Source organism: Pseudomonas sp. FW300-N2F2 (assembly GCF_017351655.1).
Taxonomy (GTDB): Bacteria; Pseudomonadota; Gammaproteobacteria; order Pseudomonadales; family Pseudomonadaceae; genus Aquipseudomonas; species Aquipseudomonas fluorescens_AA.
Window position 1 is genome coordinate 1,595,183 of sequence record NZ_JACNDQ010000001.1, and the last position, 26,319, is coordinate 1,621,501.

Below are 26,319 nucleotides of genomic sequence, written 5' to 3' on the forward strand. Positions count from 1 at the left end.
ACAAAAAACAGGGAATCCCCGAACCATGAAAACGCCCCATGTTTCACTCCCACGGCCCGAGGACGAAAACCTCGGCGTCGGCGCGAATATGGCTTACGGCCTGCAACATGTGTTGACCATGTACGGTGGCATTGTCGCCGTACCGTTGATCATCGGCCAGGCGGCCGGGCTTTCGCCGGCGGACATCGGCCTGTTGATTGCCGCGTCATTGTTCGCAGGGGGCCTGGCCACGTTGCTGCAAACCCTCGGCCTGCCGTTTTTCGGCTGCCAGTTGCCTTTGGTGCAGGGCGTATCGTTTTCGGGCGTCGCGACCATGGTGGCGATTGTCGGCAGCGGAGGGGAAGGGGGCTTTCAAGCCATTCTCGGCGCGGTGATCGCAGCGTCGCTGATCGGTCTGCTGATCACCCCGGTGTTTTCACGCATCACCCGGTTCTTTCCGCCACTGGTCACAGGCATTGTGATCACCACCATCGGCCTGACCCTGATGCCGGTGGCGGCGCGTTGGGCGATGGGCGGCAACAGCCACGCCGCCGATTTTGGCAGCATGGCGAACATTGGCCTGGCCGCCGTGACCCTGGTGCTGGTGCTGCTGTTGAGCAAAATGGGCAGCGCAACCATCTCCCGGTTGTCGATTCTGTTGGCGATGGTCATGGGGACGGTCATCGCGGTGTTCCTCGGCATGGCGGACTTTTCATCGGTCAGCCAAGGCCCGATGTTCGGCTTCCCGACACCGTTCCATTTCGGCATGCCGACGTTCCATATCGCCGCGATCCTGTCGATGTGCATTGTGATCATGGTGACCCTGGTGGAAACCTCTGCCGACATCCTGGCGGTGGGCGAGATCATCGACACCAAAGTCGACTCCAGGCGCCTGGGTAACGGCTTGCGGGCGGACATGCTGTCGAGCATGATCGCGCCGATCTTCGGTTCCTTCACCCAGAGTGCCTTTGCCCAGAACGTCGGGCTGGTCGCCGTGACCGGAATCAAGAGTCGTTTCGTGGTGGCGACCGGTGGGGTGTTCCTGGTGGTGCTCGGCCTGTTGCCGTTCATGGGCCGGGTGATTGCCGCAGTGCCGACCTCGGTGCTGGGCGGTGCCGGCATCGTGCTGTTCGGCACGGTGGCTGCCAGCGGCATCCGCACGCTGTCGAAAGTCGATTACCGCAACAACGTCAACCTGATCATCGTCGCCACCTCCATCGGCTTCGGCATGATTCCTATTGCCGCGCCGAATTTCTACGACCATTTCCCGAGCTGGTTCGCGACCATCTTTCATTCGGGCATCAGTTCTTCGGCAATCATGGCGATCGTGCTGAACCTGGCGTTCAATCACTTCACCACGGGCAATTCCGACCAGCAGTCAGTCTTCGCCGCCGGCACCGAGCGGGTGTTGCGCTACCAGGACCTGGCGGCGCTGCGCGAAGGCGACTATTTCAGTGACGGCAAGCTGCATGATTGCGATGGCAACGAGATTCCCGTGGTGGAACCTGTCCACGAGCCGGCGGAGCATGGGCCGATCCGACTGAAAAGCAGCGAGCACGTCTGACAAATACCGGTTTATCAGCGGACATGAAAAAGCCTGTGAATGATCACAGGCTTTTTTTGTGCCGCCCGGGAGCCGTTTACCAGCGGCCGTAATGACCCCGGGGCGGGCCGTAGTAGTAGCCCCGTGGTGGCCCGTAATACACCGGCGCCGGGCGATAGTAGATAGGCTGTTCCACATACACCGGCTGTGGCTGGTAGTAGACCGGTGGTGGTTGCTGCACATAGACCGGCTGCGGTTGGTAGTAGACCGGTTGTTGCTGCACATACACCGGCCGATCACGGTTGATGATGGCTGAGCCAACGATGGCCGAACCGACGATGGCACCAAAAACGGCGGGCCCCTCCCAACCACCACGACCGTGGGCGGATGCCTGGCCGGTGACCGCGAGTGCCCCCATGAGCAGGGCGATGATGGGAAGTCTACGATTCATGGCTGTTCCTCGTTTCGGCCCCGGCGCCTGTGGTCTGCAACAGACCCGATGAGTGTCGCGGGGATACTTGCTATGACAGCGATTTTCTCAGGATTTGCGACGCCGTTGGGTAAATATTGTGTAAGGTCTGTAGCGCTTTTCTTTACCGCGCCGCGTCATCCAGCGGCCTGAGATCGGGCTGGGCCTGGCGGTATCATCATCGAATAAACCTTTGGCGACGGTGCTTCCGTCTGTCCGAAAGTGAATGCAAGGAGACACGCATGCAGATCAATCCCAACAAAGACACCCAACTGTGCATGTCGCTCTCGGGGCGTCCAGGAAACTTCGGCCTGCGCTTTCATAATCATTTGTATGAACAATTGGGGCTGAACTTCTACTACAAGGCGTTCAGCAGCCAGGACCTGCCTGGGGCGGTGGGTGGTATCCGCGCGCTGGGCATTCGCGGCTGCGGCGTGTCGATGCCGTTCAAGGAAGCCTGCATCGCTCTGGTGGACGAGTTGGATCCTTCCGCCGCCGCGATCCAGTCGATCAATACGATCGTCAATACCAACGGCCATCTGAAGGCCTACAACACGGACTACATCGCCATCGCCCAATTGCTGCAAAGCCATGCCGTGCCCCAGGATTCGACCTTTGCCCTGCGCGGCAGCGGCGGTATGGCCAAGGCTGTGGCCAGTGCCTTGCGCGATGGGGGCTACAGGAACGGGCTGATCGTTGCCCGCAATGAAGCCACCGGGCGAGCCCTGGCCGAGTCCCTGGGGTATGAATGGCAAGCGGAACTGGGCGCCCGGCGGCCGCAGATGCTGATCAACGTCACGCCGATCGGCATGACCGGCGGCCCGGAAGCCGATCAGTTGGCGTTTGAGCCCGAGACCATCGCCGCGGCCGAGACCGTGTTCGATGTGGTGGCGATCCCGTCGGAAACGCCGCTGATCGTACGCGCCCGGGCCGAAGGCAAACGGGTCATCACCGGGTTGGAAGTCATTGCGATCCAGGCCCTGGAGCAGTTCGTGCTGTACACCGGTGTGCGGCCCAATCTGGAGCAGTTCGAAAAAGCCGTGGCCTTCGCCCGGTCGGCGTAGGCGCAGCTATTCCAGCCGCGCCAGGCGTTCTTCCAGTGCCGCGATCCGCGCTTCGAGCTCCTCGATGCGTTCCAGCGAGACACTGCCGCCGGCGCCACGCTCCACCGGGTGCTGGCGGGCGGCGAGAATCGCTTCGATGTCCGCCGGGTCGCCCATGGCGTGCACATAGCGGTCTTCGCGCTGGCCGGCCTGGCGTGGCACCAGCAACGCCAGGCCGCGGGCGATCAGACGTTCGAGCTGGTGCACCACTTGTTCGGCGTCTTCGAAGTCGTGCATCCGTCCGCTGCGGGTCAACAGCTCATTGACCGTTTGCGGGCCACGCAGGAACAGCAGGCCCATCAGGACCACCTGGGCCGGTACCAGCTCCAGGGCTTTGTCGACCCGATGCTCCCAGCGGTCGGCGCGGCTGCCCATCACCAGCTTGGTGAAACCGCGACCTTCAAGAGCCCGCAGGCTCTGGCCGACCTGGCCCGGGTTGAGGTTCATCACCGGTTCGCGGCTGGTTTTCTGGTTGCAGGCCAGTACCAGGGCGTTGAGGGTCAGCGGGTAGGTCTCGGGGTTGGTGGCCTGTTTCTCGACCAGCGCGCCGAGGATGCGGATTTCCGTGCTATTGAGCCGTGGTTCTTCAGCCTGCTGTTGTTCTTCGATGCTCATCGCGCGTTCCCTATGCTGTGGAAGCCGCCTAGCCTAATCCTTGCGCAATAAAAGACAAGCCGTGCAACAAGGCGTGGCTATAATCGCAGCCGTTTGATTCATTCTTTCCTGCCACCTGCATGAGATTGCCATGACTATTTCCCTGTACGCCGCTTCCGTCCCGGTTTTCAAGCAGATGCTCAACGCGTTGAGCGATGTTCTGAACAAGGCTGAAGCCCACGCCACCGCGAAGAACATCGACCCGAACGCTTTCCTGCAAGCCCGTCTGTACCCGGACATGTTCCCGCTGGTGCGCCAAGTGCAGATCGCGGTGGATTTCGCCAAGGGCGTGTCCGCCCGCCTGGCCGAGGTGGAGGTGCCGAAGTATGAGGACAGCGAGACCACTTTCGCCGAGCTGCAAGCCCTGATCGCCAAGGTATTGGCCTTTATCGACGGCATCAGCCCTGCGCAGATCGATGGCAAGGAAGGCATCGAAATCGTTACCCGCCCGGGGACGCCGAAGGAGAAGCGCTTCAGCGGCCAGAATTATCTGCTGACCTACGGCCTGCCGCAGTTCTTCTTCCACGTCACCACCACTTATGCATTGCTGCGCCACAATGGCGTGGAAGTGGGCAAGCGCGACTACATGGGCGCGTTCTAACCCCGCAGCCATGAAAAAGCCCGGGACGGTGTGGGCCGTTCCCGGGCTTTTTTGTGGCTGTCTGTTACATCCTCGGCGCCGCTATCGCGAGCAAGCTCGCTCCCACAGGAGCTTGCTCCGGGCGGCGATCCGACGATGGCGACCGAATAGCCGCCACAGTCGTCAAGCCGTACGGGCGAGCTTCTCTTCCTCACCCAGGCACGCCGCCGCCGTGAACAGCACATCCGTCGACGAGTTCAACGCCGTCTCCGCCGAGTCCTGCAGGACACCGATGATGAATCCCACCGCGACCACTTGCATGGCGATCTCACTGGGGATGCCAAACAGGCTGCACGCCAGGGGAATCAGCAACAGCGAACCGCCGGCCACCCCGGATGCACCGCACGCGCAAATGGCGGCGACAACGCTCAGCAGCACGGCGGTTGGCACGTCCACCACAATACCCAGGGTGTGTACGGCCGCCAGGGTCAGTACGGTGATGGTGATGGCGGCGCCGGCCATGTTGATGGTCGCGCCCAGGGGGATCGACACCGAATAGGTGTCTTCGTGCAGGCCCAGGCGTTTGCTCAGTTCCAGGTTCACCGGAATATTCGCCGCCGAACTGCGCGTGAAAAACGCCGTGATGCCACTTTCCCGCAGGCAGGTGAATACCAGTGGGTAAGGGTTGCGACGCAGTTTCCAGAACACGATGAGTGGGTTGACCACCAACGCCACGAACAGCATGCAACCGATCAGTACAGTGAGCAGTTGCAGGTAGCCGAGCAGGGCGCCGAAGCCGGACGTGGCCAGGGTCGAAGCCACCAGCCCGAAAATCCCCAGCGGGGCGAAGCGGATGACCAGGCGCACGATCACGGTCACGCCGTTGGACAGGTCTTCGAGCACGGTGCGCGTGGTCTGGCCCGCATGGCGAATGGCGATGCCCATGCCGATGGCCCAGGCCAGGATGCCGATGAAGTTACCGTCCATCAGCGCCCGGACCGGGTTATCCACCACGCTCAGCAGCAAGCTTTGCAGCACCTCGCTGATGCCTCCGGGCGCTGTGACCGCGACGTCTTGGGTCGACAGCACCAGGCTGGACGGAAACAGCGTACTGGCAACCACCGCGACCACCGCCGCGGCGAAGGTGCCCAGCAGGTAGAGAAACAGGATGGGGCGGATATGGGTTTCCTGGCCGTGCTTGTGGTTGGCGATGGACGCCATGACCAGCACGAACACCAGAATCGGCGCCACGGCCTTGAGTGCGGACACGAAGACCTTGCCAATGAACGCGGTGGATTTCGCCAGGTCGGGCGCCAGCCATGCCAGGACAATACCGGCGATCAGGCCAATGATGATTTGCGTCACCAGGCTGGTGCGTTTGAGGCGTTGCAAAGGGGTAACGGACGAAGCTGTCATAGCGGCATCTCTGATTTTATTGTGTTCAACGGTCGACGAATCAGGGCAACAAGCGGGCAGGCCACATGAGCGGACCGAGAGAAAGTAGGGCATTTGCAGGCCGCGGACTTTATCACAGCCGATGAAAAATCTGACGGACCTGTGACAGTCCGTCACCCTTATCCGGGTCATGCCGAGCGTTTGTATGACGCACGCATTCTGTTAGGCTTTGTCGCTCTCACTTTCTTTCCGCCAGCGGGCCTCCGGCTAACGCTGGTGTCGTCGTTTTGCTGGAGTTCTGCATGTTGTTACCCATTTTCCTGTTGTCGGCCGCCGGTTTTACCGTGCTGACCACGGAATTCGTCATCGTTGGCCTGCTACCGTCCATTGCCCGCGACCTGCATGTCACCATTCCCCAGGCGGGGCTGCTGGTGACGTTGTTCGCGTTTACGGTAGCGGCCTTCGGGCCATTCCTGACGGCCTGGTTCGCTCGCTTCGAGCGGCGCAAGCTGTTTATCAGCGTGCTGGTGATGTTCGGCCTGGCCAACCTGCTGGCCACCTTCGCCCCCAACATCTGGGTGATGGCCATTGCCCGGTTGATCCCGGCCCTGGGCCTGCCGGTGTTCTGGGCGCTGGCCAGTGAAACGGCGGTGGACATTGTCGGGCCGCAGCTGGCCGGGCGGGCCATCGCCCGGATCGGCTTCGGCATCGTCTGCGCCACGGTGTTCGGCATTCCAGTGGGCACGTTGATTGCCGATGCGTTTGGCTGGCGCAGCGCGTTTGCGATCCTGGCGGTCATTGCCTTTGCCAAGGCCTTGTTGCTGTTTATCTATTTGCCGAAAACCAATTTGCACCAGCATCAGGTGAGCTTCCGCTCCCAATTGAAGATCCTGCGCAGCCCACTGATGCAGGGGCACGTGCTGTTGTCGATCCTGGTGTTCAGCGGCATGTTCACCGCCTACACCTATCTGGCGGATATCCTCGAGCGCCTCGCCGGATTCGATGGCACCTTGGTGGGCTGGTGCCTGATGGGCTTTGGTGCAGTCGGGCTACTGGGCAATTCCCTGGGCGGCCGTGCGGTGGACCGGCATCCGTTGATTGCGTCGATGGTGTTCTGCCTGTTCCTGATCGGCGGCATGGTGGCGTTGGTGCCGAGCATTCATTCGCCCCTCGCGCTGGCGGCGGCGATGGGCATCTGGGGCGTGACCCAGGCCGCTTTGTTCCTGGTCAGTCATGTGCGGCTGATGAAGGCGGCCCCGCAGGCGCCGGCGTTTGCCGCCTCGTTGAACATTGCCGGGGCCAACCTGGGGATTGGCCTGGGGGCGATGGTTGGTGGTCGAGTCATCGATAATCTGGGCCTGGGCAGTGTCGGGTTCGCAGCGGCCGGGTTCATCTTTGTATCGATTCTGCTGGCGTTGCTGCTGATGACCGTCAAGCCCCGCGCGGCTTGCATGGATGGCTAAGTGCTGAACAACTCGCGACGCGCACCTTCGGCAATCGCGACGATGCCGGGGTGGCTGACCTTGCGTTCCACGGAAATGGCGTAGAAGGATTCACTCACCGCATCGGTCTGGCCGATCACTTCTACGCCGTATTGGCGCTTGACCTCTTCGGCAATCACGCTCGGGCCGATGAAAATCCCGCTGCCGGATTGACCGAAGGCCTGCATCAGTGCGCTGTCGTCGAATTCGCCGACGATGCGCGGCTGGATCTGTTGTTCGGCGAACCAGCGTTGCAAGCGGCTGCGCACCACGGTTTCCGGCCCGGGAATCAGCAGCGGAGCGTCATGCAGGCCATGGGGGAAATTCTGCCCGTAGCGTTCGGCCAGCGCGGCGGTGGCGAAAAAACTGATCCCGCATTCCCCCAGTTTCTGGCTGTAACCCTTGATGTCCAGGTGAGTCGGCATCGGGCTGTCGGAGATCACCAGGTCCAGGCGCTGGATCGCCAGGTCCGCCAGTAGCCGTTCGAGCTTGTCCTCGCGGCAGGTGATGCGCAGCGGCTCACTCAACTCCATGGTCGGTGCCAGCAGTCGATAGACGATGGATTTGGGCACCACATCCGCCACCCCGACCCGGAACAGGGTTTGCTGTTCGTTGGGCTGGGCCCGCAGCATGAGTTCCAGCTCACCGCCCAACTGGAACATGTGTTCGGCGTAGGGGAGCGTCTGGCGGCCGGCTTCAGTCAGTTCCAACTGCCGCCCGACACGACGAAACAATTTGATGTTATACGTCTGTTCGAACAGGGAAATCTGGCCGCTGATGGTCTGTGGCGTCAGGTTCAACTGCTCGCACGCGCGCACGATGCTGCCGGTTTTCGCCACCACCCAGAAGTAATGCAGCTGTCGATAATTGAGCATGGGATCACATTGCTTCGTAAAAACCGAAGTATAACCGCTGAAAATACGAATTTTCCTGAAGTATTCGCGTCTCTAGAATGCCTCGCCATTGGTGGGCCACTTTTTGTGCTCCTTTTATTCTCCCAAGAGGCATTGATTCCATGACATACAAATCCCTGGGGCTGGCAGCCCTGTTGGTGATGTCCGTAACGACACTGGCAGGTTGTGAACAGGCTGAAAAAAGTGCCCAGCAACTGATGGGACAGGCAGCGGAAACCGCCAAGCAAGCCATCGACGAGACCCACAAGGCCGCCGAACAGGCGATCAGCGAAGCCGCCGGTGGCTTGATCAGCCCGAAGAAAGAGCCGGCGGACGAAGCTGACGAAACACAAACCCCTACCAAAACCATCTAACGCGTCACATCAGTCAGGACTGACCCATGGATTATCTTTTACAGCTCGCCGCCAGCCCCACCGCGTGGATTGCCCTGGCGACTCTGGTCGTGATGGAAATCGTGCTTGGCATCGATAACCTGATCTTCATTTCGATTCTGACCAACAAGCTGCCCGTACAGCATCGTGCCAAGGCGCGGCGGATCGGTATCGGCATGGCGCTGATCCTGCGCCTGGGCTTGTTGAGCACCATTGCCTTCATTGTGCAGTTGACCGAACCGGTCATCGAAATCCTGGGCCAGGCGTTCTCCTGGAAAGACATGATCCTGATCGCCGGTGGCCTGTTCCTGCTGTGGAAAGCGACCACTGAAATCCACCACAGCATGGACCCAGCGCCAAATGATCCCAAGTCGGCCACGTCCGGCGTGACCCTGGGTTTTGCCGCGGCCATCGGTCAGATCCTGATGTTGGACCTGGTATTCTCCATTGACAGCATCATCACCGCCGTGGGTATGACCGAGCATTTGCCGATCATGATCATCGCCGTCGTCGTATCGGTGCTGGTGATGCTGTTGGCGGCTGAACCGCTCGCCAAGTTCATCAATGACAACCCGACGGTGGTCATGCTGGCCCTGGGCTTCCTGATCATGATCGGCATGACGCTGATCGCCGAAGGCTTCGGCGCCCATGTACCGAAAGGCTATATCTATGCGGCCATGGCGTTCTCGGCGGCGATCGAGGTGTTGAACATGTTGTCCCGTCGGGCCAAGGAAAAGGCGCTGGCAGACAACGCCTGATTCCAGGCAGACAGAAGCCACCCGGGTCCAGGCCCGGGTGGCTTTTTTTATTTGAGCGTTATGGGTTTGAACGTGAAGGGTCAGTGTGCGGCGGCGTGGCGTCGGGCAGGTTTGGCGGCTTTTTCCGATGGCGCAGGTGGCGCATGATGATGGCGCCGAGCGATTCGAAGCACTCCCCACAGCATGGCCGTGGCTACGCTCAGCCAGCCGAATATCAGCATCAGGATTGTCGTGGTCAGGCTCATTCGTGCCTCCTTCTATCCCCGGTTCGGGATATCGCACCCAGTACAATGGACAGTCTAGTCGCTCAAGTGTTGCAACTGATCGATCCATGGCGTTGGGGTTCGGATCGGTTCGTTCTATTGCCGCCGTAAAACGAGGGTTATGGCTATACCCAGGGCTGTGCGCACCTTATGATCGTCGACCCAAGCCCGGCCCGGATGCCGGGTGCCTGAACAAGAGAGTCGTCATGTCGCCGGTCATTTCATCGTTTCGATCACTGGTACTGGCGGTGTCCTGCCTCGTCGCCCTGGCGGGTTGCGCGGGCAGCGTATCGCCGCAGATCCAGCGCCTGCCCGAGCGGGTGGAGCTCAATAGCGTGCCGTTCTACCGTGGCGAAATGTACCAGGGGGCTCCGCAGTCCCTGGCCGCCTTGCTGACGTTGCAAGGCACTGTGATCACCCCGGGGCTGTTGGAAAAACCATTGCACCTGCCCGGTGGCGAAGCCGATTTGCAGCAGAATATGCCTACCCTGGCGCGGGAGTACGGGTTGCTGGTGTATCCCCTGGACGCCAAGCTGCCTGCGCTGTTGGAACAGGTCGCGGCGGGCTATCCGGTGCTGGTGCGCTATATCGACGGTTCGGCGTTCTGGGCCGCGCCTCGGTATGGGATTGTCGCCGGCTACAACCGTCAGAAGCAGACGGTGTTGCTGCGTGCAGGCATGAATCGGCGGCAGTTGATGAGCTTCAGTGCCTTCGAGTCGGCCTTCCAGAGCGCGGGCGGCTGGGCGGTGCTGGTCCAGCGACCCACGCAGCTTCCCGCCAATGTCGACGCGCAGCGTTGGCTGAAAGCGGCGGCTGATCTGGGTGGGGCAGGGCAGGAGCAAGCCGCAGCGCGGGCCACCAAGGCCCTGGGCGCTGCGCATTGATCGAGCGTCCCGTTCGTCACTTGCCGGGCACGACCCCGCGGGCTTGAGGCTCTTATCGTCAGGGTTGGGGATTTTTCCGACCGTGATTGGAGGAGGCACGCATGGCACAGTCGAAAACACCTACGGGGCCACATTCATCAGAGCATTCCAGCGGTGATGACCTGGGGTTCGATCCGGATTCGCCGGACCTTGAGGATCCTCAGGTCGACCCGGTAGGGCCGGCCAAGGCGCCCCTGGACAAGAAGGATGAGCGCAAGCCCAAGCCCTATGATCCGCTGGGTGACTTGAAGCCATAAATAACCTGTGGGAGCAAAGCTTGCTCGCGATGGCGGCAGACCAGTCAACGGCATTGTCGACTGGCCCATCCCTATCGCGAGCAAGCTTTGCTCCCACAGTTTTGTGCCGTTGAATTATTTGGAGGCTTCCACCACGCCACTCTGGCGGCTCTTGAGATTCTTGGCGGCCTTGTATTGCAGGGCCACCGCTGGCACGGCGACGCTTTTTCCTGTTTCCACCCAGCTACGAATCCGGCTGGCATCGGCGAAGTGCGTGTACTTGCCAAAGGCATCGAGGATCACCAGCGCCATCGGGCGATTACCCATTTTCGTCACCAGCACCAGGCAGTGGCCGGCCTGGTTGGTGAAGCCGGTCTTGGTCAACTGGATATCCCAGTTGGCCTTGTGGACCAGGTGGTCGGTGTTGCGAAATCCCAGGCTGTACACAGGCTTGCGGAAGGTAACGGTCTTTTCCTTGGTCGTACTCAGTTCACTCAGCAGTGGGTACTTGCGGGCGGCGATCAACAGCTTGGTCAGGTCCCGGGCGGTGGAGACGTTGTTGATCGACAGGCCCGTGGGTTCGACGTAATGAGTGCTGGTCATGCCCAGCGCCTTGGCCTTGGCGTTCATGGCGGCAATGAATGCCGCATAGCCGCCCGGATAGTGGTGGGCGAGGCTGGCGGCGGCGCGGTTTTCCGAAGACATCAGGGCGATCAGCAGTACGTCCCGGCGCGACAGTTCGCTGTTGAGCTTGACCCGGGAAAACACGCCCTTCATCTCTGGGGTGTTGGCGATGGTGATGGAAATGTATTCATCCAGGTTCTGTTTGGCATCCAGCACAATCAGGCCGGTCATCAACTTGGTCACCGAAGCGATGGGCACCACCACGTCCGGGTTGCTCGAATAAACGACTTTATCCGTCTGCAGGTCCAACAGCATCGCGCTGCCCGAGGCGACTTGCAGCTTGGCCGCATCCCGAGGGGCCGCGATGGTTTCCTGTGCAACGGCATTGTGCGTGATGAAGGGGCCTGTGAAAGCGATGAACAGGCTGATGATCGAAAGACGGATTTTCACGCGAGTAGACTCGATGGAGTTGAAGGTGCCGTTGAGCAACGACTTTTTAAAGAAAACGTCGCATTTTAGGAGTATGGGCGATAGCAGCGCTATATGCCTGTATCGCCAAGGCTTGTGAATAAATAAAGTTTAATGAAGGGCGATTCTGGCGAATCGAATCTGAAAATTTTGTAGTTTGCGCGATCGATACCTGGCGGCTAAGCCCGGGGCCCGGAAACACCTGTGGGAGCGAGCTTGCTCGCGATGGCAGTGTGTCAGTCAACTTGGATGTTGGCCGGTCCACCGCTATCGCGGGCAAGCTCGCTCCCACAGGGTCTTTGTTGGCGCGTCGATCAGCTATGCAGCGTCTCGGCCGCGTACAACGTGTTTTCCAGCAGGCAGGCCCGGGTCATCGGGCCTACGCCGCCGGGTACCGGGGTGATCCAGCCAGCGCGGGGCAGGGCGGTCTCGTAGACCACGTCGCCCACCAGCTTGCCGTCGTCCTGGCGATTGATGCCCACGTCGATGACGATGGCGCCTTCCTTGATCCACTCACCCCTGACCAGCCCGGGTTTGCCGGCGGCCACCACCACCAGGTCGGCACGGCCGACATGGCCGGCCAGGTCTTTGGTGAAACGATGGGTCACGGTCACGGTGCAGCCGGCCAGCAGCAACTCCATGGCCATCGGACGGCCGACGATGTTGGACGCCCCCACCACCACGGCATCGAGGCCATACAGGTCCACGCCGGTGCTTTCCAGCAAGGTCATGATGCCTTTGGGGGTGCAGGGGCGAAGCAGTGGGATGCGTTGGGCCAGGCGGCCGACATTATAAGGATGGAAACCGTCGACATCTTTGTCCGGGCGGATACGCTCCAGCAACTTGGAGGCGTCGAGGTGTTCAGGCAGCGGCAACTGGAGCAGAACACCGTCGATGTTCGGGTCGTCGTTCAGACGATCGATCAGATCGGCCAACGCTTGCTGGGTGGTTTCGGAAGGCAGGTCGTAGGCCTGGGAAAGGAAGCCGACCTCTTCACAGTCTTTACGCTTGTGCGAGACATAAACCTGAGAGGCAGGATCGCTGCCGACCAGGATCACCGCAAGGCCGGGCGTGCGCAGACCTTGCTGGCGGCGCTCGGTGACTCGTTGGGCGATCTGCTGGCGCAGGCTGGCGGCGATCGATTTGCCGTCGATAAGTTGTGCAGTCATTGCGCGTGGTTAACCATCGAGAGGGGAAAAAAAGAGAACGCATTCTCGCATGCCGGGGCGTGAGGGCAAAGGCGCTTGGTCTGCAAATTCCCCTAACCCCTTTAATTAAATGAATTTTTTTTAAAAAAGAGTTGACGACCTATCAGGCCGTCTATAACATTCGTCGCACTTGTCGGGCACAGCCTAGCACTGGTTAAGAAGGTGGAGCGGAGTTGGTTGTTTCAACTCGGCAAAGCTGAAAGCACTTAGTTTGTAATCGTCCAAGAATACAGATTAAAAAGGCGCCCGTAGCTCAGCTGGATAGAGCATCCGCCTTCTAAGCGGATGGTCGCAGGTTCGAGTCCTGCCGGGTGCGCCAATTAGGCAGCTTTGGCACAAGTAAGGCAACAAGGCAATATGGTGGGCGTAGCTCAGTTGGTAGAGCACGGGATTGTGACTCCCGTTGTCGTGGGTTCGATCCCCATCGTCCACCCCATATTCTAGAAAGGCGCCAGATCTAACAATCTGGCGCCTTTGCTTTAAAAGCTTGATACGCGGATGTGGTGGAATTGGTAGACACACTGGATTTAGGTTCCAGCGCCGCAAGGTGTGAGAGTTCGAGTCTCTCCGTCCGCACCATACAAGTGGCTATTTAAATAGCAGAAAACGGCGCAGTACCTGAAAGGGGCTGCGCCGTTTTTGTTTTCAGTGGTTCTGTGTTTGGCGTCGGTACTGTTTTTGCGGTTGTGCGCAGCGGTCGGTTTGTCGCGAATGTGTTTCGTGATGATGCGCGGTATGCCCGTTGGTCTCCTTGTGGGGCGGGGCGCTGCGCGACCGGACAAGCCGCTTCTATATATAGAAGCGTTGGCGCAGAGCCTTGGACTGAATCGACTGTATTTGCAATCCGGGTGGGGCATGACCGTTTGCCCCGTCCTAAATCCGGCGCCTGTTTCCAGCGCGTTTTCAGTAGGGTGACTTCTTGAGTTTGACCTACTAGAATGCATGCCCTTGATTCTGGGGTCGGAAACGCCCGGCCAACGTCTGTGCAACGAGGAATATCCATGCAAGTTTCTGTTGAAAATACTTCTGCTCTTGAGCGCCGCATGAGCATCACCGTGCCGGCTGAGCGCATCGAGACTCAGGTCAACAAGCGTCTGCAGCAGACTGCCCAAAAGGCCAAAATCCCAGGTTTCCGCCCAGGCAAAGTGCCAATGAGCGTGATCCGTCAGCGTTACGAAGCTGATGCGCGTCAGGAAGCCGTGGGCGACGTGATCCAGTCTTCGTTCTACGAAGCGGTCGTCGAGCAGAAGCTGAACCCGGCTGGCGCACCGTCCGTCGAGCCTAAAGTGCTGGAAAAAGGCAAGGACCTGGAATTCGTCGCCACGTTCGAAGTGTTCCCGGAGTTCACGGTTGCCGGTTTCGAGTCCATCGCTGTCGAGCGCCTGAGCGCTGACGTGTCGGATGCCGACCTGGACAAGATGCTGGACATCCTGCGCAAGCAGAACACCCGTTTCGAAGTGACCGAGCGTGCTGCCCAGAACGAAGACCAGCTGAACATCGATTTCGTCGGCAAGGTCGACGGTGAAGTGTTCGCTGGCGGTTCCGCCAAGGCCACCCAGCTGGTACTGGGCTCCGGTCGCATGATTCCTGGTTTCGAAGACGGCCTGGTTGGCGCCAAGGCCGGTGAAGAGCGCGTTCTGAACGTGACCTTCCCCGAGGATTACCAGAACCTGGACCTGGCTGGCAAAGCCGCCGAGTTCACCGTGACCGTCAACAGCGTTTCCGAGCCGAAGCTGCCTGAGCTGAACGAAGAGTTCTTCGCCCAGTTCGGCATCAAGGAAACCGGTCTGGAAGGTTTCCGCACCGAAGTTCGCAAGAACATGGAGCGCGAGCTGCGCCAGGCCATCAAGTCCAAGGTCAAGAACCAGGTCATGGACGGTCTGCTGGCCTCCAACCCGATCGAAGTGCCAAAGGCCCTGCTGGACAACGAAGTGAACCGTCTGCGGGTACAGGCTGTTCAGCAGTTCGGCGGCAACATCAAGCCGGACCAACTGCCGGCAGAGCTGTTCGAAGAGCAAGCCAAGCGCCGCGTCGTGCTGGGCCTGATCGTTGCCGAAGTGGTCAAGCAGTTCGAGCTCAAGCCTGACGAAGCCCGCGTTCGCGAGCTGATCCAGGAAATGGCTTCGGCCTATCAAGAGCCTGAGCAAGTCGTGTCCTGGTACTACAAGAACGACCAGCAACTGAACGAGGTCCGTTCGGTTGTGCTGGAAGAACAAGTTGTGGATACTGTTCTGCAGAAAGCTAGCGTGACCGATAAAGCGGTCTCTTACGAAGAAGCGGTCAAGCCGGTGGAAGCTCCACAAGCCGATTGATGGTTCTGCGGTAAGAAATAAACACCCATAAGCCAGCCTTCGTGCTGGCTTATGCGTATTCAAGACATAACTATTTGGGAGTGACTGCGAGACATGTCCCGCAATTCTTTTTATCAGCAGAGCTCTGACATCCAGGCCGCAGGCGGCCTGGTCCCGATGGTTATCGAGCAGTCCGCCCGCGGCGAACGTGCCTATGACATCTACTCGCGTCTGCTCAAGGAACGCGTCATCTTCCTGATCGGCCCCGTTGAAGACTACATGGCCAACCTGGTCGCAGCGCAGCTGTTGTTCCTTGAAGCGGAAAACCCGGACAAGGATATCCATCTGTACATCAACTCACCTGGCGGTTCGGTGACTGCGGGCATGTCGATCTACGACACCATGCAGTTCATCAAGCCTGACGTCTCCACCATCTGCATCGGTCAGGCCTGCAGCATGGGTGCCTTCCTGCTCGCCGGCGGCGCAGCGGGCAAGCGTCACTGCCTGCCTAACTCGCGGATGATGATTCACCAGCCATTGGGTGGCTTCCAGGGACAGGCGTCGGATATCGACATCCATGCCAAGGAAATCCTCCACATTCGTTCGCGCCTGAACTCGTTGCTGGCCCATCACACCGGCCAGAGCCTCGAAACCATTGAGCGCGACACCGAACGTGACAACTTCATGAGCGCCGAGCGTGCAGCCGAATACGGCCTGATCGACTCTGTGATCAACAAGCGTCAAATGCCTGCCTAAGCCGCTCAAAATGCAGGTGGTTGGGATGACCGGCCGCCTGCGGGCTTGAAAAAGCCCGCAATTGCCTTCATCTTGTGTTGCAAGCCTATCGGATTTGGATCGATCGAATGACTGACACCCGCAACGGCGAGGACAACGGCAAACTGCTTTATTGCTCCTTCTGTGGCAAAAGCCAGCATGAAGTGCGCAAATTGATTGCCGGCCCCTCGGTCTTCATTTGCGACGAGTGCGTCGACCTGTGCAATGACATCATCCGCGAGGAGGTGCAGGAAGCCCAGGCCGAGAGCAGCGCGCATAAATTGCCTTCGCCTAAAGAAATCAGCGGCATCCTTGATCAGTATGTGATTGGTCAGGAGCGTGCGAAAAAGGTACTGGCCGTAGCGGTGTACAACCACTACAAGCGCCTGAACCAGCGTGACAAAAAGAATGACGAGGTCGAACTCGGCAAGAGCAACATCCTGCTGATCGGCCCGACAGGCTCGGGTAAGACCCTGCTTGCCGAAACCCTGGCTCGTTTGCTGAACGTTCCGTTCACCATCGCCGACGCAACCACCCTCACCGAGGCGGGTTATGTAGGTGAAGACGTCGAGAACATCATTCAGAAGTTGTTGCAGAAGTGCGACTACGATGTGGAAAAAGCCCAGATGGGTATTGTCTACATCGATGAAATCGACAAGATTTCCCGCAAGTCCGACAACCCGTCCATCACCCGGGATGTTTCCGGTGAAGGCGTGCAGCAAGCCTTGCTCAAGTTGATCGAAGGCACGGTCGCTTCCGTTCCACCCCAAGGTGGTCGCAAGCATCCGCAGCAGGAATTCCTGCAGGTCGACACCCGTAACATCCTGTTCATCTGCGGTGGTGCGTTCTCCGGCCTGGAAAAGGTTATTCAAAACCGTTCCACCCGTGGTGGCATCGGTTTCAATGCCGAAGTACGCAGCAAGGAAGAGGGCAAGAAGGTCGGTGAGTCCTTGCGTGAAGTCGAACCTGACGATTTGGTCAAGTTTGGTCTGATCCCGGAATTCGTCGGTCGTCTGCCAGTCCTGGCGACGTTGGATGAGTTGGATGAAGCGGCGTTGATGCAGATTCTGACCGAGCCGAAAAACGCCCTGACCAAGCAGTATGCCAAGCTGTTCGAAATGGAAGGTGTAGACCTGGAATTCCGTTCCGACGCGCTGAAATCGGTCGCCAAACGTGCCCTGGAGCGTAAGACCGGTGCCCGTGGGTTGCGCTCGATTCTCGAAGGCGTATTGCTCGACACGATGTATGAGATCCCCTCGCAGTCCGAGGTGAGTAAAGTCGTGATCGACGAAAGCGTTATAGAAGGCAAGTCCAAACCATTGTATATCTACGAAAACAATGAGAAGACTGCCAAGGCCGCACCGGACGCATAAGCGTTCCGCTGCCGGAACAAAGAAGGGGCCTTCGGGCCCCTTTGCTTTTAGCGCGTTTTAGACGTGTCTTAGCGCTTGTTTTTTTTCAAGGCTGCCCCCATCTTGGTTTCAAGCTTACTTCCATCTGTTTCCGGCCCTAGGGCCGCCGTAGAGGCGAAATCATGAAGACAACCATCGAATTGCCTCTCCTGCCATTGCGCGATGTCGTGGTGTATCCGCACATGGTTATCCCGCTGTTCGTGGGGCGCGAGAAGTCCATCGAAGCCCTCGAGGCTGCGATGACGGGTGACAAGCAGATTCTTCTGCTGGCTCAGAGAAATCCAGCCGACGATGATCCCGGCGAAGACGCACTGTATCGCGTAGGTACGATTGCAACGGTTCTGCAATTGCTCAAGTTGCCCGACGGTACCGTCAAGGTCCTGGTCGAAGGCGAGCAGCGCGGGACTGTCGAACGTTTCAGCGAAGTGGACGGTCATTGCCGTGCCGAGGTGTCGCTGATCGAAGAAGTCGATGCGCCCGAGCGTGAATCAGAGGTGTTTGTCCGCAGCCTGCTGTCACAGTTCGAACAATACGTGCAACTGGGCAAGAAGGTGCCTGCAGAGGTCCTGTCGTCGCTCAACAGCATCGACGAGCCTGGGCGGCTGGTCGATACGATGGCGGCCCACATGGCCCTCAAGATCGAGCAGAAGCAGGAAATTCTCGAGATCATCGACCTGTCGGCCCGTGTCGAACACGTGTTGGCATTGCTCGACGGCGAGATCGATCTGTTGCAGGTCGAGAAACGTATTCGCGGTCGCGTCAAGAAGCAGATGGAGCGCAGCCAGCGCGAGTACTACCTGAATGAGCAGATGAAGGCCATTCAGAAAGAGCTGGGCGATGGCGACGAAGGTCACAACGAAATCGAAGAGCTGAAAAAGCGCATCGATGCCGCTGGCTTGCCCAAGGATGCCTTGGCCAAGGCTCAGGCTGAGTTGAACAAGCTCAAGCAAATGTCGCCGATGTCTGCCGAAGCCACCGTGGTGCGTTCCTACATCGACTGGCTGGTCCAGGTGCCGTGGAAAGCCCAGAGCAAGGTGCGTCTGGACCTGGCGCGCGCTGAAGACATCCTCGACGCCGACCATTACGGTCTGGAAGAGGTCAAGGAGCGCATCCTTGAGTATCTCGCCGTACAGAAGCGCGTGAAAAAGATTCGCGGCCCGGTCCTGTGCCTGGTCGGCCCTCCTGGGGTCGGTAAAACCTCCCTCGCGGAGTCGATTGCCCACGCGACCAACCGCAAATTCGTACGCATGGCCCTGGGTGGCGTGCGTGACGAGGCGGAAATTCGTGGTCATCGCCGGACCTACATCGGTTCGATGCCAGGAAGATTGATTCAAAAAATGACAAAGGTCGGCGTGCGCAATCCGCTGTTCCTTTTGGACGAAATCGACAAGATGGGCAGCGACATGCGCGGCGATCCCGCCTCTGCGTTGCTCGAAGTGCTCGATCCTGAGCAGAATCACAACTTCAACGATCACTACCTCGAGGTCGACTACGACCTGTCGGACGTGATGTTCCTCTGCACCTCCAACTCCATGAACATTCCGCCGGCATTGCTGGACCGGATGGAGGTGATCCGTCTACCGGGCTACACCGAGGACGAGAAGATCAACATCGCCGTGAAGTACCTTTCGCCCAAGCAGATCCAGGCCAATGGCCTGAAAAAAGGCGAGCTGGAATTCGACGAGGAAGCGATTCGCGACATCATCCGCTACTACACCCGGGAAGCCGGTGTGCGTGGCCTGGAGCGGCAGATTGCCAAGGTCTGCCGCAAGGCGGTCAAGGAACATGCGCTGGAAAAACGCTTCGCGGTCAAGGTCACTGCAGACCTGCTGGAGCACTTCCTGGGTGTGCGCAAGTTCCGCTACGGCCTGGCCGAGCAGCAGGACCAGATCGGCCAGGTGACTGGTCTGGCGTGGACGCAGGTCGGTGGTGAGTTGCTGACCATCGAAGCAGCCGTGGTACCGGGCAAGGGGCAACTGATCAAGACCGGTTCCCTGGGCGACGTGATGGTCGAGTCGATCACCGCGGCGCTGACGGTGGTGCGCAGTCGTGCCCGGAGCCTGGGCATTCCCCTGGACTTCCATGAGAAGCGCGACACGCACATCCACATGCCTGAAGGGGCTACGCCCAAGGACGGCCCAAGCGCCGGCGTAGGCATGTGCACGGCCCTGGTCTCGGCATTGACCGGCATCCCGGTGCGCGCCGACGTTGCCATGACGGGTGAAATCACGCTGCGCGGCCAGGTCCTGGCGATTGGCGGGCTGAAGGAGAAACTGCTGGCGGCACACCGTGGCGGGATCAAGATCGTGATCATTCCTGAAGAGAATGTCCGCGATCTGAAGGAAATTCCTGACAACATTAAGCAAGATCTTCAGATCAAACCGGTTAAATGGATTGACGAGGTCCTGCAAATTGCGCTGCAATACGCGCCGGAGCCCTTGCCGGATGTGGCTCCGGAGATTGTCGCGAAGGAAGAAAAGCGGGAGTCTGACTCTAAGGAAAGAATTAGCACGCATTAATACGCATTTGCCTGGGGGGCCTTCCTTGACAGTTTTTTAGAGCCCTTGTTATAAAGCGGCTCTTAAGTGTCTGCAGGCCATTCAGCACTCGTTTTTGCTTTCACCAAAAAAACTTAGAATCATCTCAAATAGATATAAGGGGACTTAGAGTGAACAAGTCGGAACTGATTGATGCTATCGCTGCATCCGCTGATATCCCGAAAGCTGCTGCTGGCCGTGCGCTGGACGCTGTAATCGAATCCGTCACTGGCGCTCTCAAGGCTGGCGACTCCGTTGTTCTGGTTGGTTTCGGCACCTTCTCCGTGACTGATCGCCCAGCTCGTACCGGTCGCAACCCGCAGACCGGCAAGACGCTGGAGATTCCTGCTGCCAAAAAGCCAGGTTTCAAAGCTGGTAAAGCACTGAAAGAAGCCGTTAACTAAGGTTTCGTTGAGTTTATCCGGGTCGGGGTCATGCCTGGCTTGGCAGCGGAGCGGTAATGCGACCGGTTGCTACCGGTTTGTGACGCCAGGGCTTGCAGTTTCGAGCCCGGTCCGCTCCGCCAGTTACGAGAAGGCGCATCCTCGGATGCGCCTTTCTTCTATCCGGATTCTACCCACGCTCCACGGTTGCCTAAATTTGAAGTTCAACCGTTTCTGGGGGACGCATGCTGCAGAATATCAGGGACAATTCACAAGGCTGGATTGCCAAGACCATCATCGGGGTCATCGTCGCATTGATGGCGTTGACCGGTTTCGATGCCATTTTTCAAGCCACCACCAACAGCAATGACGCGGCCAAGGTCAACGGCGAAAAAATCAGCCAGAACGAGCTGAGCCAGGCGGTCGACATGCAACGCCGTCAGCTCATGCAACAGCTGGGCAAGGATTTCGACGCCTCTCTGCTGGACGAAAAAATGCTGCGCGATTCGGCGCTCAAGGGCCTGATCGATCGCAAGTTGCTGTTGCAAGGCGCACACGATGCGAAATTCGCTTTCTCCGAAGCTGCGCTCGATCAAGTAATCCTGCAAACGCCTGAATTCCAGGTCGATGGCAAATTCAGCGCCGAGCGTTTTGATCAGGTGATCCGCCAGCTGGGTTACAGCCGTATGCAATTCCGCCAGATGCTGGCCCAGGAAATGCTGATCGGTCAGTTGCGCGCCGGCCTGGCGGGCAGCGGTTTTGTCACCGATGCCCAGGTGCTGGCATTCGCCCGCCTGGAAAAGCAGACCCGTGATTTCGCCACCTTGAACATCAAGGTCGATCCTGCGTCTGTAAAGCTGACCGATGATGAGGTCAAGGCTTACTACGACCAACACGCCAAGGAATTCATGACGCCTGACCAGGTGGTCATCGATTACCTCGAGCTGAAGAAAGCCTCTTTCTTCGATCAGGTCAGCGTCAAGGACGAGGACCTGCAAGCGGCCTATCAGAAAGAAATCGCCAACCTGTCCGAACAGCGTCGCGCTGCGCACATCCTGATCGAAGTGAACGACAAGGTGACCGAAGCCCAGGCCAAGGCGAAGATCGAAGAGATCCAGGCTCGCCTGGCCAAAGGTGAATCGTTTGAAGCCCTGGCGAAGGAGTTTTCCCAGGATCCGGGTTCGGCGAACAACGGCGGCGATCTCGGCTATGCCGGCCCGGGCGTCTACGATCCAGAATTCGAAAAGGCCTTGTACGCCTTGAGCAAGGACCAGGTCTCGGCACCGGTCCGCACCGATTTCGGTCTGCACCTGATCAAGCTGCTGGGTGTCGAAGCGCCCGAGGTGCCGACCTTCGCCAGTCTCAAGGACAAGCTGACTCGCGAGCTGAAGACTCAGCAGGTGGAGCAGCGTTTCGTGGAGGCGACCAAGCAACTGGAGGATGCCTCGTTCGAAGCGTCCGACCTGGCGCAGCCGGCCCAGGACCTGAAGCTGACCGTCCACACATCGGCCCCGTTCGGTCGTGAAGGCGGTGAAGGGATTGCGGCCAATCGCGCCGTGGTCACTGCGGCGTTCAGCCCGGAAGTGCTGGATGAAGGTGCCAACAGCACCGCCATCGAGCTGGACCCGGAAACCGTCGTGGTACTGCGTGCCAAGGAGCACCGCAAGCCTGAGCAACTGCCGCTGGACAAGGTGGCAGGGCCGATTCGTGCTCAATTGGCCAAGGAACATGCCAGCGCAGCGGCCAAGACCCGCGCCGACGAGCTGATCGTCAGCCTGCGCGACGGCAAGACGGCACTGGACAACCCGGTTGACGGCCAAGGCTGGAAAGCCATCGAGGCGGCCACCCGCAACCAGGAAGGCATCGACCCAGCGGTGCTGCAAGCACTGTTCCGCATGCCCAAGCCTGAGTCCAAGGACAAGCCGACGTTCAGCAGCGTGACCTTGCCTGACGGCAGCCTGGTGGTCGTGCGTCTGAACGGCGTGAACGAAGCCGCGGCACCGACAGACGAGGAGAAGGCGGAATATCGTCGCTACCTTGCGTCCCGTGTTGGTCAGCAGGACTTCGCAGCCTATCGCAAGCAGTTGGAGAGTCAGGCGGATATCAAGCGTTTCTAATCGCTTGATGCCTCCCCGAAACTGGCTGTGATGCTGCTCACTTGAAAAAACGGCGCTTCTTCAGAAATGGGAAGCGCCGTTTTTTTTGGATTTTTTGGGGGGGGGCTGGGGGATATCCATTTCTTCGGTAACGACTCAAGTGAACGGCATCAGGCCAAAATGCCAGGGTTTTTGTATCTGCTTGTTGCCCAAAAGCGGGTGTTCGTCGATCTACCGGATTAGCGTCTTTTTCCTGCAAACAACCCCCAGTAAACTTGTAACCCCCTTGAAACAAGATTAGCCACGCTGCCAGGTCGCGTTCTGTTGCACAATACGCCCCGGACCGTTTCTCTCAGGATGTTCAATGTTCAAATCATTTCACATGCGCACCGTCGGGCTTGCATTGGTGCTGGCCGCCGCAGCCGGTTGCTCGTCGAAGAAAGCCGCCATCTACGAGCACGAGAACTTCGATGATTCCGGCACGTTCTCGCGCACTTATCCAGTGAGCGACGCGGCGACTTGCGAGGCCGGGCGCCGGGCGTTGCTCAGCCAGGGCTACATCATCACCAGCAGCGATCCGAAGCTGGTCAGTGGCCACAAGAGTTTCCAGCAGACCGGCGAGACCCACATGGAGATCAGTTTCAACCTGGTCTGTGCCGAGGACGGCGGTGCGGGACACCGTGCGACCATGTTCGCCAACGCCTTGCAGGACCGTTATGCCCTGAAGAAAACCAACAACTCCGCCAGCCTGGGTGTGGGCGTGCTGGGTTCGGTGTCGATGCCGATCGGCTCTTCGGACGATTCGATGGTCAAGGTCGCCAGCGAAACCGTGTCGGCGGCCAAGTTCTATGAGCGTTTCTTTGCCTTGGTGGAGCTGTTCCTACCCCCCGAAGCGAAGAAAGCTGCCGAGAAGGCTGAGAATGCCGATAAGCCAAAAACTGAGCTGGGTGTCCCGGAAACCAAGGCTGAACCGGCCGCCTTGATGCCGGCTCCGGCCCCAGTTGCAGCACCTGCGTCGGAACCGGTTGCGCCTGCACCCGCAGCAGCCACGCCAGTAGAGGAGGCTGCGCCGGCCCCCGTTGAAACCGCCCCTGCGGTGTCGGAGCCCGTCGCACCGCCGAGCGAGCCAGCGCCGATTGCGCCTGAGTCGTTCGAGTCTGCGCCGACGACGGAAACCGTGACACCGCCACCACCACCGTCCAGCTCTTTGCCGGCCCCGAGCGAGCCGATCCAGCCGCTTCCGGCTTCCTGAGCTTCCCGTGGCAGGGTGTTACGCCCTGTCACACTTCACGCGGTAATTTCCCGACCCTGTGCTACGTTTAATTCATGAAGCCTTTGCTTCATGTTTTGTTCATAAAGCAGCTTTATGCTGATGCCAGCGCCATCAGGCATTGGATTCAATGACAGGGGAAGGACACGTAATGGACGATTATCAGGAAGAGCTGCTGGAGTACCAGGCCTATGAACTGGACCCGCTGGAACCCGCCGAAGATGCAACGGAGTTGTAAGAGAGCAAGCTAGCGCTTGAAGCTCAACGCCCTCTGTGACTACGACGAAACTCCCCAGGCGTCTGGTCGTTCCAGCGCTTGAAGGCTCGTTGAAAGGCCTCGGCTGAGGTAAACCCCAACAAGTAGGCGATTTCGCCGAACGCCAGTTCGGTATCGCGTATGTAGGTCATGGCCAAGTCGCGGCGGGTGTCGTTGAGGATGGCGCGAAATTGCGTGCCTTCCTCGGCCAGCTTGCGCCGCAGGGTCCAGGTCGGCAGTTTCAGGCGGGCCGCCACTTCTTCCAGGTCGGGTTCCCGGCCCCCGCTGAGCAACGGTCCCAGCAATTGAATGATGCGCTCACGCAGGCTGCGGGTGCGGGTCAGTTGTTCCAATTCCCGTTCACACAATTGAACCAGGTGGTGCCAGGTGCTGGGGCAATGCTGTGGGTTGCGCTGGGCGAGGCTGTCCAGGCCCAGTCGCAGTTGATTCTGTTCGGCGCCAAACTGGATCGGACAGTCACCGAGCGTGCGGTAAGCCTCCAGGTACGCCGGTTCCTCGAATTCGATTTCGATGCGTTCGGGCCGCAGCGCGATGCCGCTGACGCTGGACAGTTGGGCCAGCCAGCCGGCGATGATCGAATCCACCACGAAGCGGTTGTAGGCGTTGTACGGGCTGATGGAATAGAACCGTAGCCAAGCGCCGCGGGCATCCTCATGAAAACTCGATTGGCCGCGATAGTTGGAGCCATACAGCGGCTCGAAGCGGATCATACAGCGGGCCGCCTCGCGCACCGTCGGTGCCTGGGCAGCGGTAACGCCCGCCAGCCCGGCCTGGCTCAAGCGCCCGAGCTGGCCCATGCGCAGGCCCAGGGCCGGGTCCTGGGTCTGTTGAATCGCGGCGTGGCCCAGGCGCATGTAGCGTGGGATCGACAGACGTGCGCCGGGCTCGGCCAGGCGCGCGGCATCGAGGCCGTACTGCTCCAGCAAAGGCTTGGGGTCTTGCCCATGGCTGGCAATTGCGTCAGCCAGGCTGTGGACGAAACCTACTGACAGGTCCCCCAGGCGCATCGGCTGCGGTTTCATGCTCACAACCACAGGTTAAGCAGGCGCGCGCCACGGGCTTCGCCATCGGGGAAGTGCTGGCCGTTGTGGCTGATGAAACTCTGGCCGGCGCTGCCGCTGTCCCAGAACTGGCCACGCAGGAATACGCTGACACCGCCCCGGGCCTGGCTGATGGGCAACTGGCCGGTCAGTGTCAGGCGATGCCAGGCTTGCCCCTCGCTCACTTCACCGGGCTTGAGGCTCACTTCGCTCGGTGTGGACAGGCCTTTATACCCGCTCCAGGGCTTGTCCCAGGCGCCGCGACCGATGACGAAGGCGGGCACCGCGATCAGTTGCGCGCCCTGTTCGTTGAGCTGCCGGTAGTGGAGCGGGTACCAGCTATCGCTGCCGATCAGCACGCCCAGGCGCCCGGCGGGGGTGTCTATGACGAGGGGTGGGACCGGATGGTCGGCGCCCAGCACATCCTGCTGTTCGAATACCGGATGTCGTTGGCGTTGTGGCTGGCCGATCGGCCGGCCATCGCTGCTGAACACCAGGCTGCTGTTGTACAACGCGCCGCGGCCAATCTTCAGCTCGCCGTCGCTGACGCTGGGCTCGGGCAGCACGATGGAGCCGGCCACCAGGGTGATGCCGAACTCCTTGGCCAGCCCGCCGAACAGCGCTTGATAGTCGCGGGCCATGCCTTGGGCTTTCATACGCAGGTAGGCATCCTCCAGGCGGTTATCGCCTTGAGCGCTGACGAGCGCCTGGATAAACGCCAGCGGATTGCTGACCGCCAGCCAGTGCATGGCTTCCTTCAGGGTGGTGGCCTGGTACAACTCGTCTTTTTCGCCGCCGACCATCAGCCAGGTGCCGATGTGCTCGGGCAGGACCACCACGGTCTTGGCATTGAGAAAACCCTGGTCGCGAGCCGCCTGCAGGTAGGCCGCCAGTTTGCGGTGCAGGCGCTCGGGGCTCTGGTAGTCGGTGGGGAACAGTTCGGGCTGGATGCCCAGCAGGTTGCCGCGGTCGGCGGGCGTGCCCTGGTCGACCGCCAGGTTGATACGCAGGTCTGACAGGTAATGACCCGCCGGACGATCGGTCGTCCACAGTGCGTAGGTGACCAGGGCGGCAATCAAGGCCAGTGAGAACAGCAGGTACAGAAATTTGCGCATGGGGGAACAGTCAGCGGCCGTGTGCAGGTTCGTGATTTTTCATCAGGAGCTACGGGGCAGGGTACGGTAAAACAAGGGATTAGCGAAGGGCGGGCGCTGATTTGTACGCACGGCAAGCACCCACAGAGGGTGTCCAAGGAGTCTTTGGACACCCT

At 59.6% G+C, this 26,319-nt stretch carries 24 protein-coding genes and 3 tRNA genes; 18 read left to right on the forward strand and 9 right to left on the reverse strand.

Annotation, left to right across the window (positions count from 1 at the left end):
• Nucleotides 1-25 precede the first annotated feature (25 nt).
• The gene (locus tag J4E63_RS07235; RefSeq protein WP_092197255.1) at nt 26-1,543 is read left to right on the forward strand and encodes a nucleobase:cation symporter-2 family protein; all 1,518 of its coding nucleotides are present in this window, start codon (nt 26-28) and stop codon (nt 1,541-1,543) included.
• A gap of 76 nt (nt 1,544-1,619) precedes the next feature.
• On the opposite strand, the gene J4E63_RS07240 is transcribed toward J4E63_RS07235, so the two are convergent.
• A complete protein-coding gene (locus J4E63_RS07240; RefSeq protein WP_053120811.1) occupies nt 1,620-1,973 on the reverse strand; it encodes a hypothetical protein in 354 nt (117 codons plus the stop codon).
• 260 nt (nt 1,974-2,233) lie between these two features.
• On the opposite strand from J4E63_RS07240, the gene J4E63_RS07245 reads away from it, so the two are divergent.
• Nucleotides 2,234-3,055: a shikimate 5-dehydrogenase gene (locus tag J4E63_RS07245; RefSeq protein ID WP_060738335.1), complete on the forward strand. Its 822-nt coding sequence runs from the start codon at nt 2,234-2,236 to the stop codon at nt 3,053-3,055.
• A 6-nt stretch (nt 3,056-3,061) separates the two neighbouring features.
• Here the strand turns inward: J4E63_RS07245 and J4E63_RS07250 are convergent, their stop codons facing one another.
• Complete coding sequence (locus J4E63_RS07250) at nt 3,062-3,709, reverse strand: YceH family protein (protein WP_207281487.1); 648 nt, start codon at nt 3,707-3,709, stop codon at nt 3,062-3,064.
• Nucleotides 3,710-3,839: 130 nt separating this feature from the next.
• Between J4E63_RS07250 and J4E63_RS07255 the strand changes: the two genes are divergently transcribed.
• On the forward strand, nt 3,840-4,349 hold the full coding sequence (locus J4E63_RS07255) for a DUF1993 family protein (RefSeq protein WP_060738333.1): 510 nt from the start codon (nt 3,840-3,842) through the stop codon (nt 4,347-4,349).
• 162 nt (nt 4,350-4,511) lie between these two features.
• Here the strand turns inward: J4E63_RS07255 and sstT are convergent, their stop codons facing one another.
• The gene (gene sstT / locus J4E63_RS07260; protein WP_060738332.1) at nt 4,512-5,744 is read right to left on the reverse strand and encodes a serine/threonine transporter SstT; all 1,233 of its coding nucleotides are present in this window, start codon (nt 5,742-5,744) and stop codon (nt 4,512-4,514) included.
• 281 nt (nt 5,745-6,025) lie between these two features.
• Here sstT and J4E63_RS07265 point away from each other — a divergent pair, with 281 nt between their 5' ends.
• Nucleotides 6,026-7,186 carry an MFS transporter gene (locus J4E63_RS07265; RefSeq protein ID WP_192259861.1) on the forward strand — a complete coding sequence of 387 codons (1,161 nt, stop codon included), beginning with the start codon at nt 6,026-6,028 and terminating at the stop codon, nt 7,184-7,186.
• Here J4E63_RS07265 and nhaR read toward each other — a convergent pair.
• Complete coding sequence (nhaR, locus tag J4E63_RS07270) at nt 7,183-8,079, reverse strand: transcriptional activator NhaR (RefSeq protein ID WP_207281488.1); 897 nt, start codon at nt 8,077-8,079, stop codon at nt 7,183-7,185. The two genes, J4E63_RS07265 and nhaR, sit on opposite strands and share 4 nt — an antisense overlap.
• 140 nt (nt 8,080-8,219) lie before the next feature.
• Here nhaR and J4E63_RS07275 point away from each other — a divergent pair, with 140 nt between their 5' ends.
• Nucleotides 8,220-8,471, forward strand: a complete 252-nt coding sequence (locus tag J4E63_RS07275) for a hypothetical protein (protein ID WP_207281489.1) — start codon at nt 8,220-8,222, stop codon at nt 8,469-8,471.
• Between the two features lie 26 nt (nt 8,472-8,497).
• Nucleotides 8,498-9,247, forward strand: a complete 750-nt coding sequence (locus J4E63_RS07280; protein ID WP_060738328.1) for a TerC family protein — start codon at nt 8,498-8,500, stop codon at nt 9,245-9,247.
• An 80-nt stretch (nt 9,248-9,327) separates the two neighbouring features.
• On the opposite strand, the gene J4E63_RS07285 is transcribed toward J4E63_RS07280, so the two are convergent.
• A complete protein-coding gene (locus J4E63_RS07285; RefSeq protein WP_170842391.1) occupies nt 9,328-9,492 on the reverse strand; it encodes a hypothetical protein in 165 nt (54 codons plus the stop codon).
• Between the two features lie 224 nt (nt 9,493-9,716).
• On the opposite strand from J4E63_RS07285, the gene J4E63_RS07290 reads away from it, so the two are divergent.
• The gene (locus J4E63_RS07290; protein WP_207281490.1) at nt 9,717-10,394 is read left to right on the forward strand and encodes a peptidase C39 family protein; all 678 of its coding nucleotides are present in this window, start codon (nt 9,717-9,719) and stop codon (nt 10,392-10,394) included.
• 101 nt (nt 10,395-10,495) lie between these two features.
• Nucleotides 10,496-10,690 (forward strand): DUF6021 family protein, encoded by a 195-nt coding sequence (locus J4E63_RS07295; protein ID WP_060738326.1) that lies wholly within the window; start codon nt 10,496-10,498, stop codon nt 10,688-10,690.
• 114 nt (nt 10,691-10,804) lie between these two features.
• On the opposite strand, the gene pbpG is transcribed toward J4E63_RS07295, so the two are convergent.
• Complete coding sequence (gene pbpG / locus J4E63_RS07300) at nt 10,805-11,743, reverse strand: D-alanyl-D-alanine endopeptidase (protein WP_207281491.1); 939 nt, start codon at nt 11,741-11,743, stop codon at nt 10,805-10,807.
• 332 nt (nt 11,744-12,075) lie between these two features.
• Entirely contained in the window at nt 12,076-12,930 is an 855-nt protein-coding gene (folD, locus tag J4E63_RS07305) for a bifunctional methylenetetrahydrofolate dehydrogenase/methenyltetrahydrofolate cyclohydrolase FolD (protein ID WP_053120836.1), read from the reverse strand.
• 281 nt (nt 12,931-13,211) lie between these two features.
• Here folD and J4E63_RS07310 point away from each other — a divergent pair.
• The 10 genes from J4E63_RS07310 to J4E63_RS07355 all read left to right on the forward strand — a co-directional run bounded on the left by J4E63_RS07310 (nt 13,212) and on the right by J4E63_RS07355 (nt 23,714).
• Nucleotides 13,212-13,288: transfer RNA gene (locus J4E63_RS07310), tRNA-Arg, on the forward strand.
• A gap of 41 nt (nt 13,289-13,329) precedes the next feature.
• Nucleotides 13,330-13,405: transfer RNA gene (locus tag J4E63_RS07315), tRNA-His, on the forward strand.
• Nucleotides 13,406-13,463: 58 nt separating this feature from the next.
• Nucleotides 13,464-13,548: transfer RNA gene (locus J4E63_RS07320), tRNA-Leu, on the forward strand.
• Nucleotides 13,549-13,970: 422 nt separating this feature from the next.
• The gene (gene tig / locus J4E63_RS07325) at nt 13,971-15,281 is read left to right on the forward strand and encodes a trigger factor (RefSeq protein WP_060738324.1); all 1,311 of its coding nucleotides are present in this window, start codon (nt 13,971-13,973) and stop codon (nt 15,279-15,281) included.
• A gap of 93 nt (nt 15,282-15,374) precedes the next feature.
• Nucleotides 15,375-16,016: an ATP-dependent Clp endopeptidase proteolytic subunit ClpP gene (clpP, locus tag J4E63_RS07330; protein ID WP_003183177.1), complete on the forward strand. Its 642-nt coding sequence runs from the start codon at nt 15,375-15,377 to the stop codon at nt 16,014-16,016.
• A gap of 107 nt (nt 16,017-16,123) precedes the next feature.
• Nucleotides 16,124-17,407 carry an ATP-dependent Clp protease ATP-binding subunit ClpX gene (clpX, locus tag J4E63_RS07335; protein WP_092256669.1) on the forward strand — a complete coding sequence of 428 codons (1,284 nt, stop codon included), beginning with the start codon at nt 16,124-16,126 and terminating at the stop codon, nt 17,405-17,407.
• A 161-nt stretch (nt 17,408-17,568) separates the two neighbouring features.
• On the forward strand, nt 17,569-19,965 hold the full coding sequence (gene lon, locus J4E63_RS07340) for an endopeptidase La (protein WP_014339302.1): 2,397 nt from the start codon (nt 17,569-17,571) through the stop codon (nt 19,963-19,965).
• A 149-nt stretch (nt 19,966-20,114) separates the two neighbouring features.
• Nucleotides 20,115-20,387: an HU family DNA-binding protein gene (locus J4E63_RS07345; protein ID WP_003183171.1), complete on the forward strand. Its 273-nt coding sequence runs from the start codon at nt 20,115-20,117 to the stop codon at nt 20,385-20,387.
• A gap of 224 nt (nt 20,388-20,611) precedes the next feature.
• Complete coding sequence (locus J4E63_RS07350; RefSeq protein WP_207281492.1) at nt 20,612-22,483, forward strand: SurA N-terminal domain-containing protein; 1,872 nt, start codon at nt 20,612-20,614, stop codon at nt 22,481-22,483.
• A 343-nt stretch (nt 22,484-22,826) separates the two neighbouring features.
• On the forward strand, nt 22,827-23,714 hold the full coding sequence (locus tag J4E63_RS07355) for a DUF2242 domain-containing protein (RefSeq protein ID WP_207281493.1): 888 nt from the start codon (nt 22,827-22,829) through the stop codon (nt 23,712-23,714).
• A gap of 279 nt (nt 23,715-23,993) precedes the next feature.
• On the opposite strand, the gene J4E63_RS07360 is transcribed toward J4E63_RS07355, so the two are convergent.
• Nucleotides 23,994-25,031: an AraC family transcriptional regulator gene (locus J4E63_RS07360; protein WP_207281494.1), complete on the reverse strand. Its 1,038-nt coding sequence runs from the start codon at nt 25,029-25,031 to the stop codon at nt 23,994-23,996.
• A 2-nt stretch (nt 25,032-25,033) separates the two neighbouring features.
• Nucleotides 25,034-26,164, reverse strand: a complete 1,131-nt coding sequence (locus tag J4E63_RS07365; protein ID WP_207281495.1) for a carbon-nitrogen hydrolase family protein — start codon at nt 26,162-26,164, stop codon at nt 25,034-25,036.
• Nucleotides 26,165-26,319 lie beyond the last annotated feature (155 nt).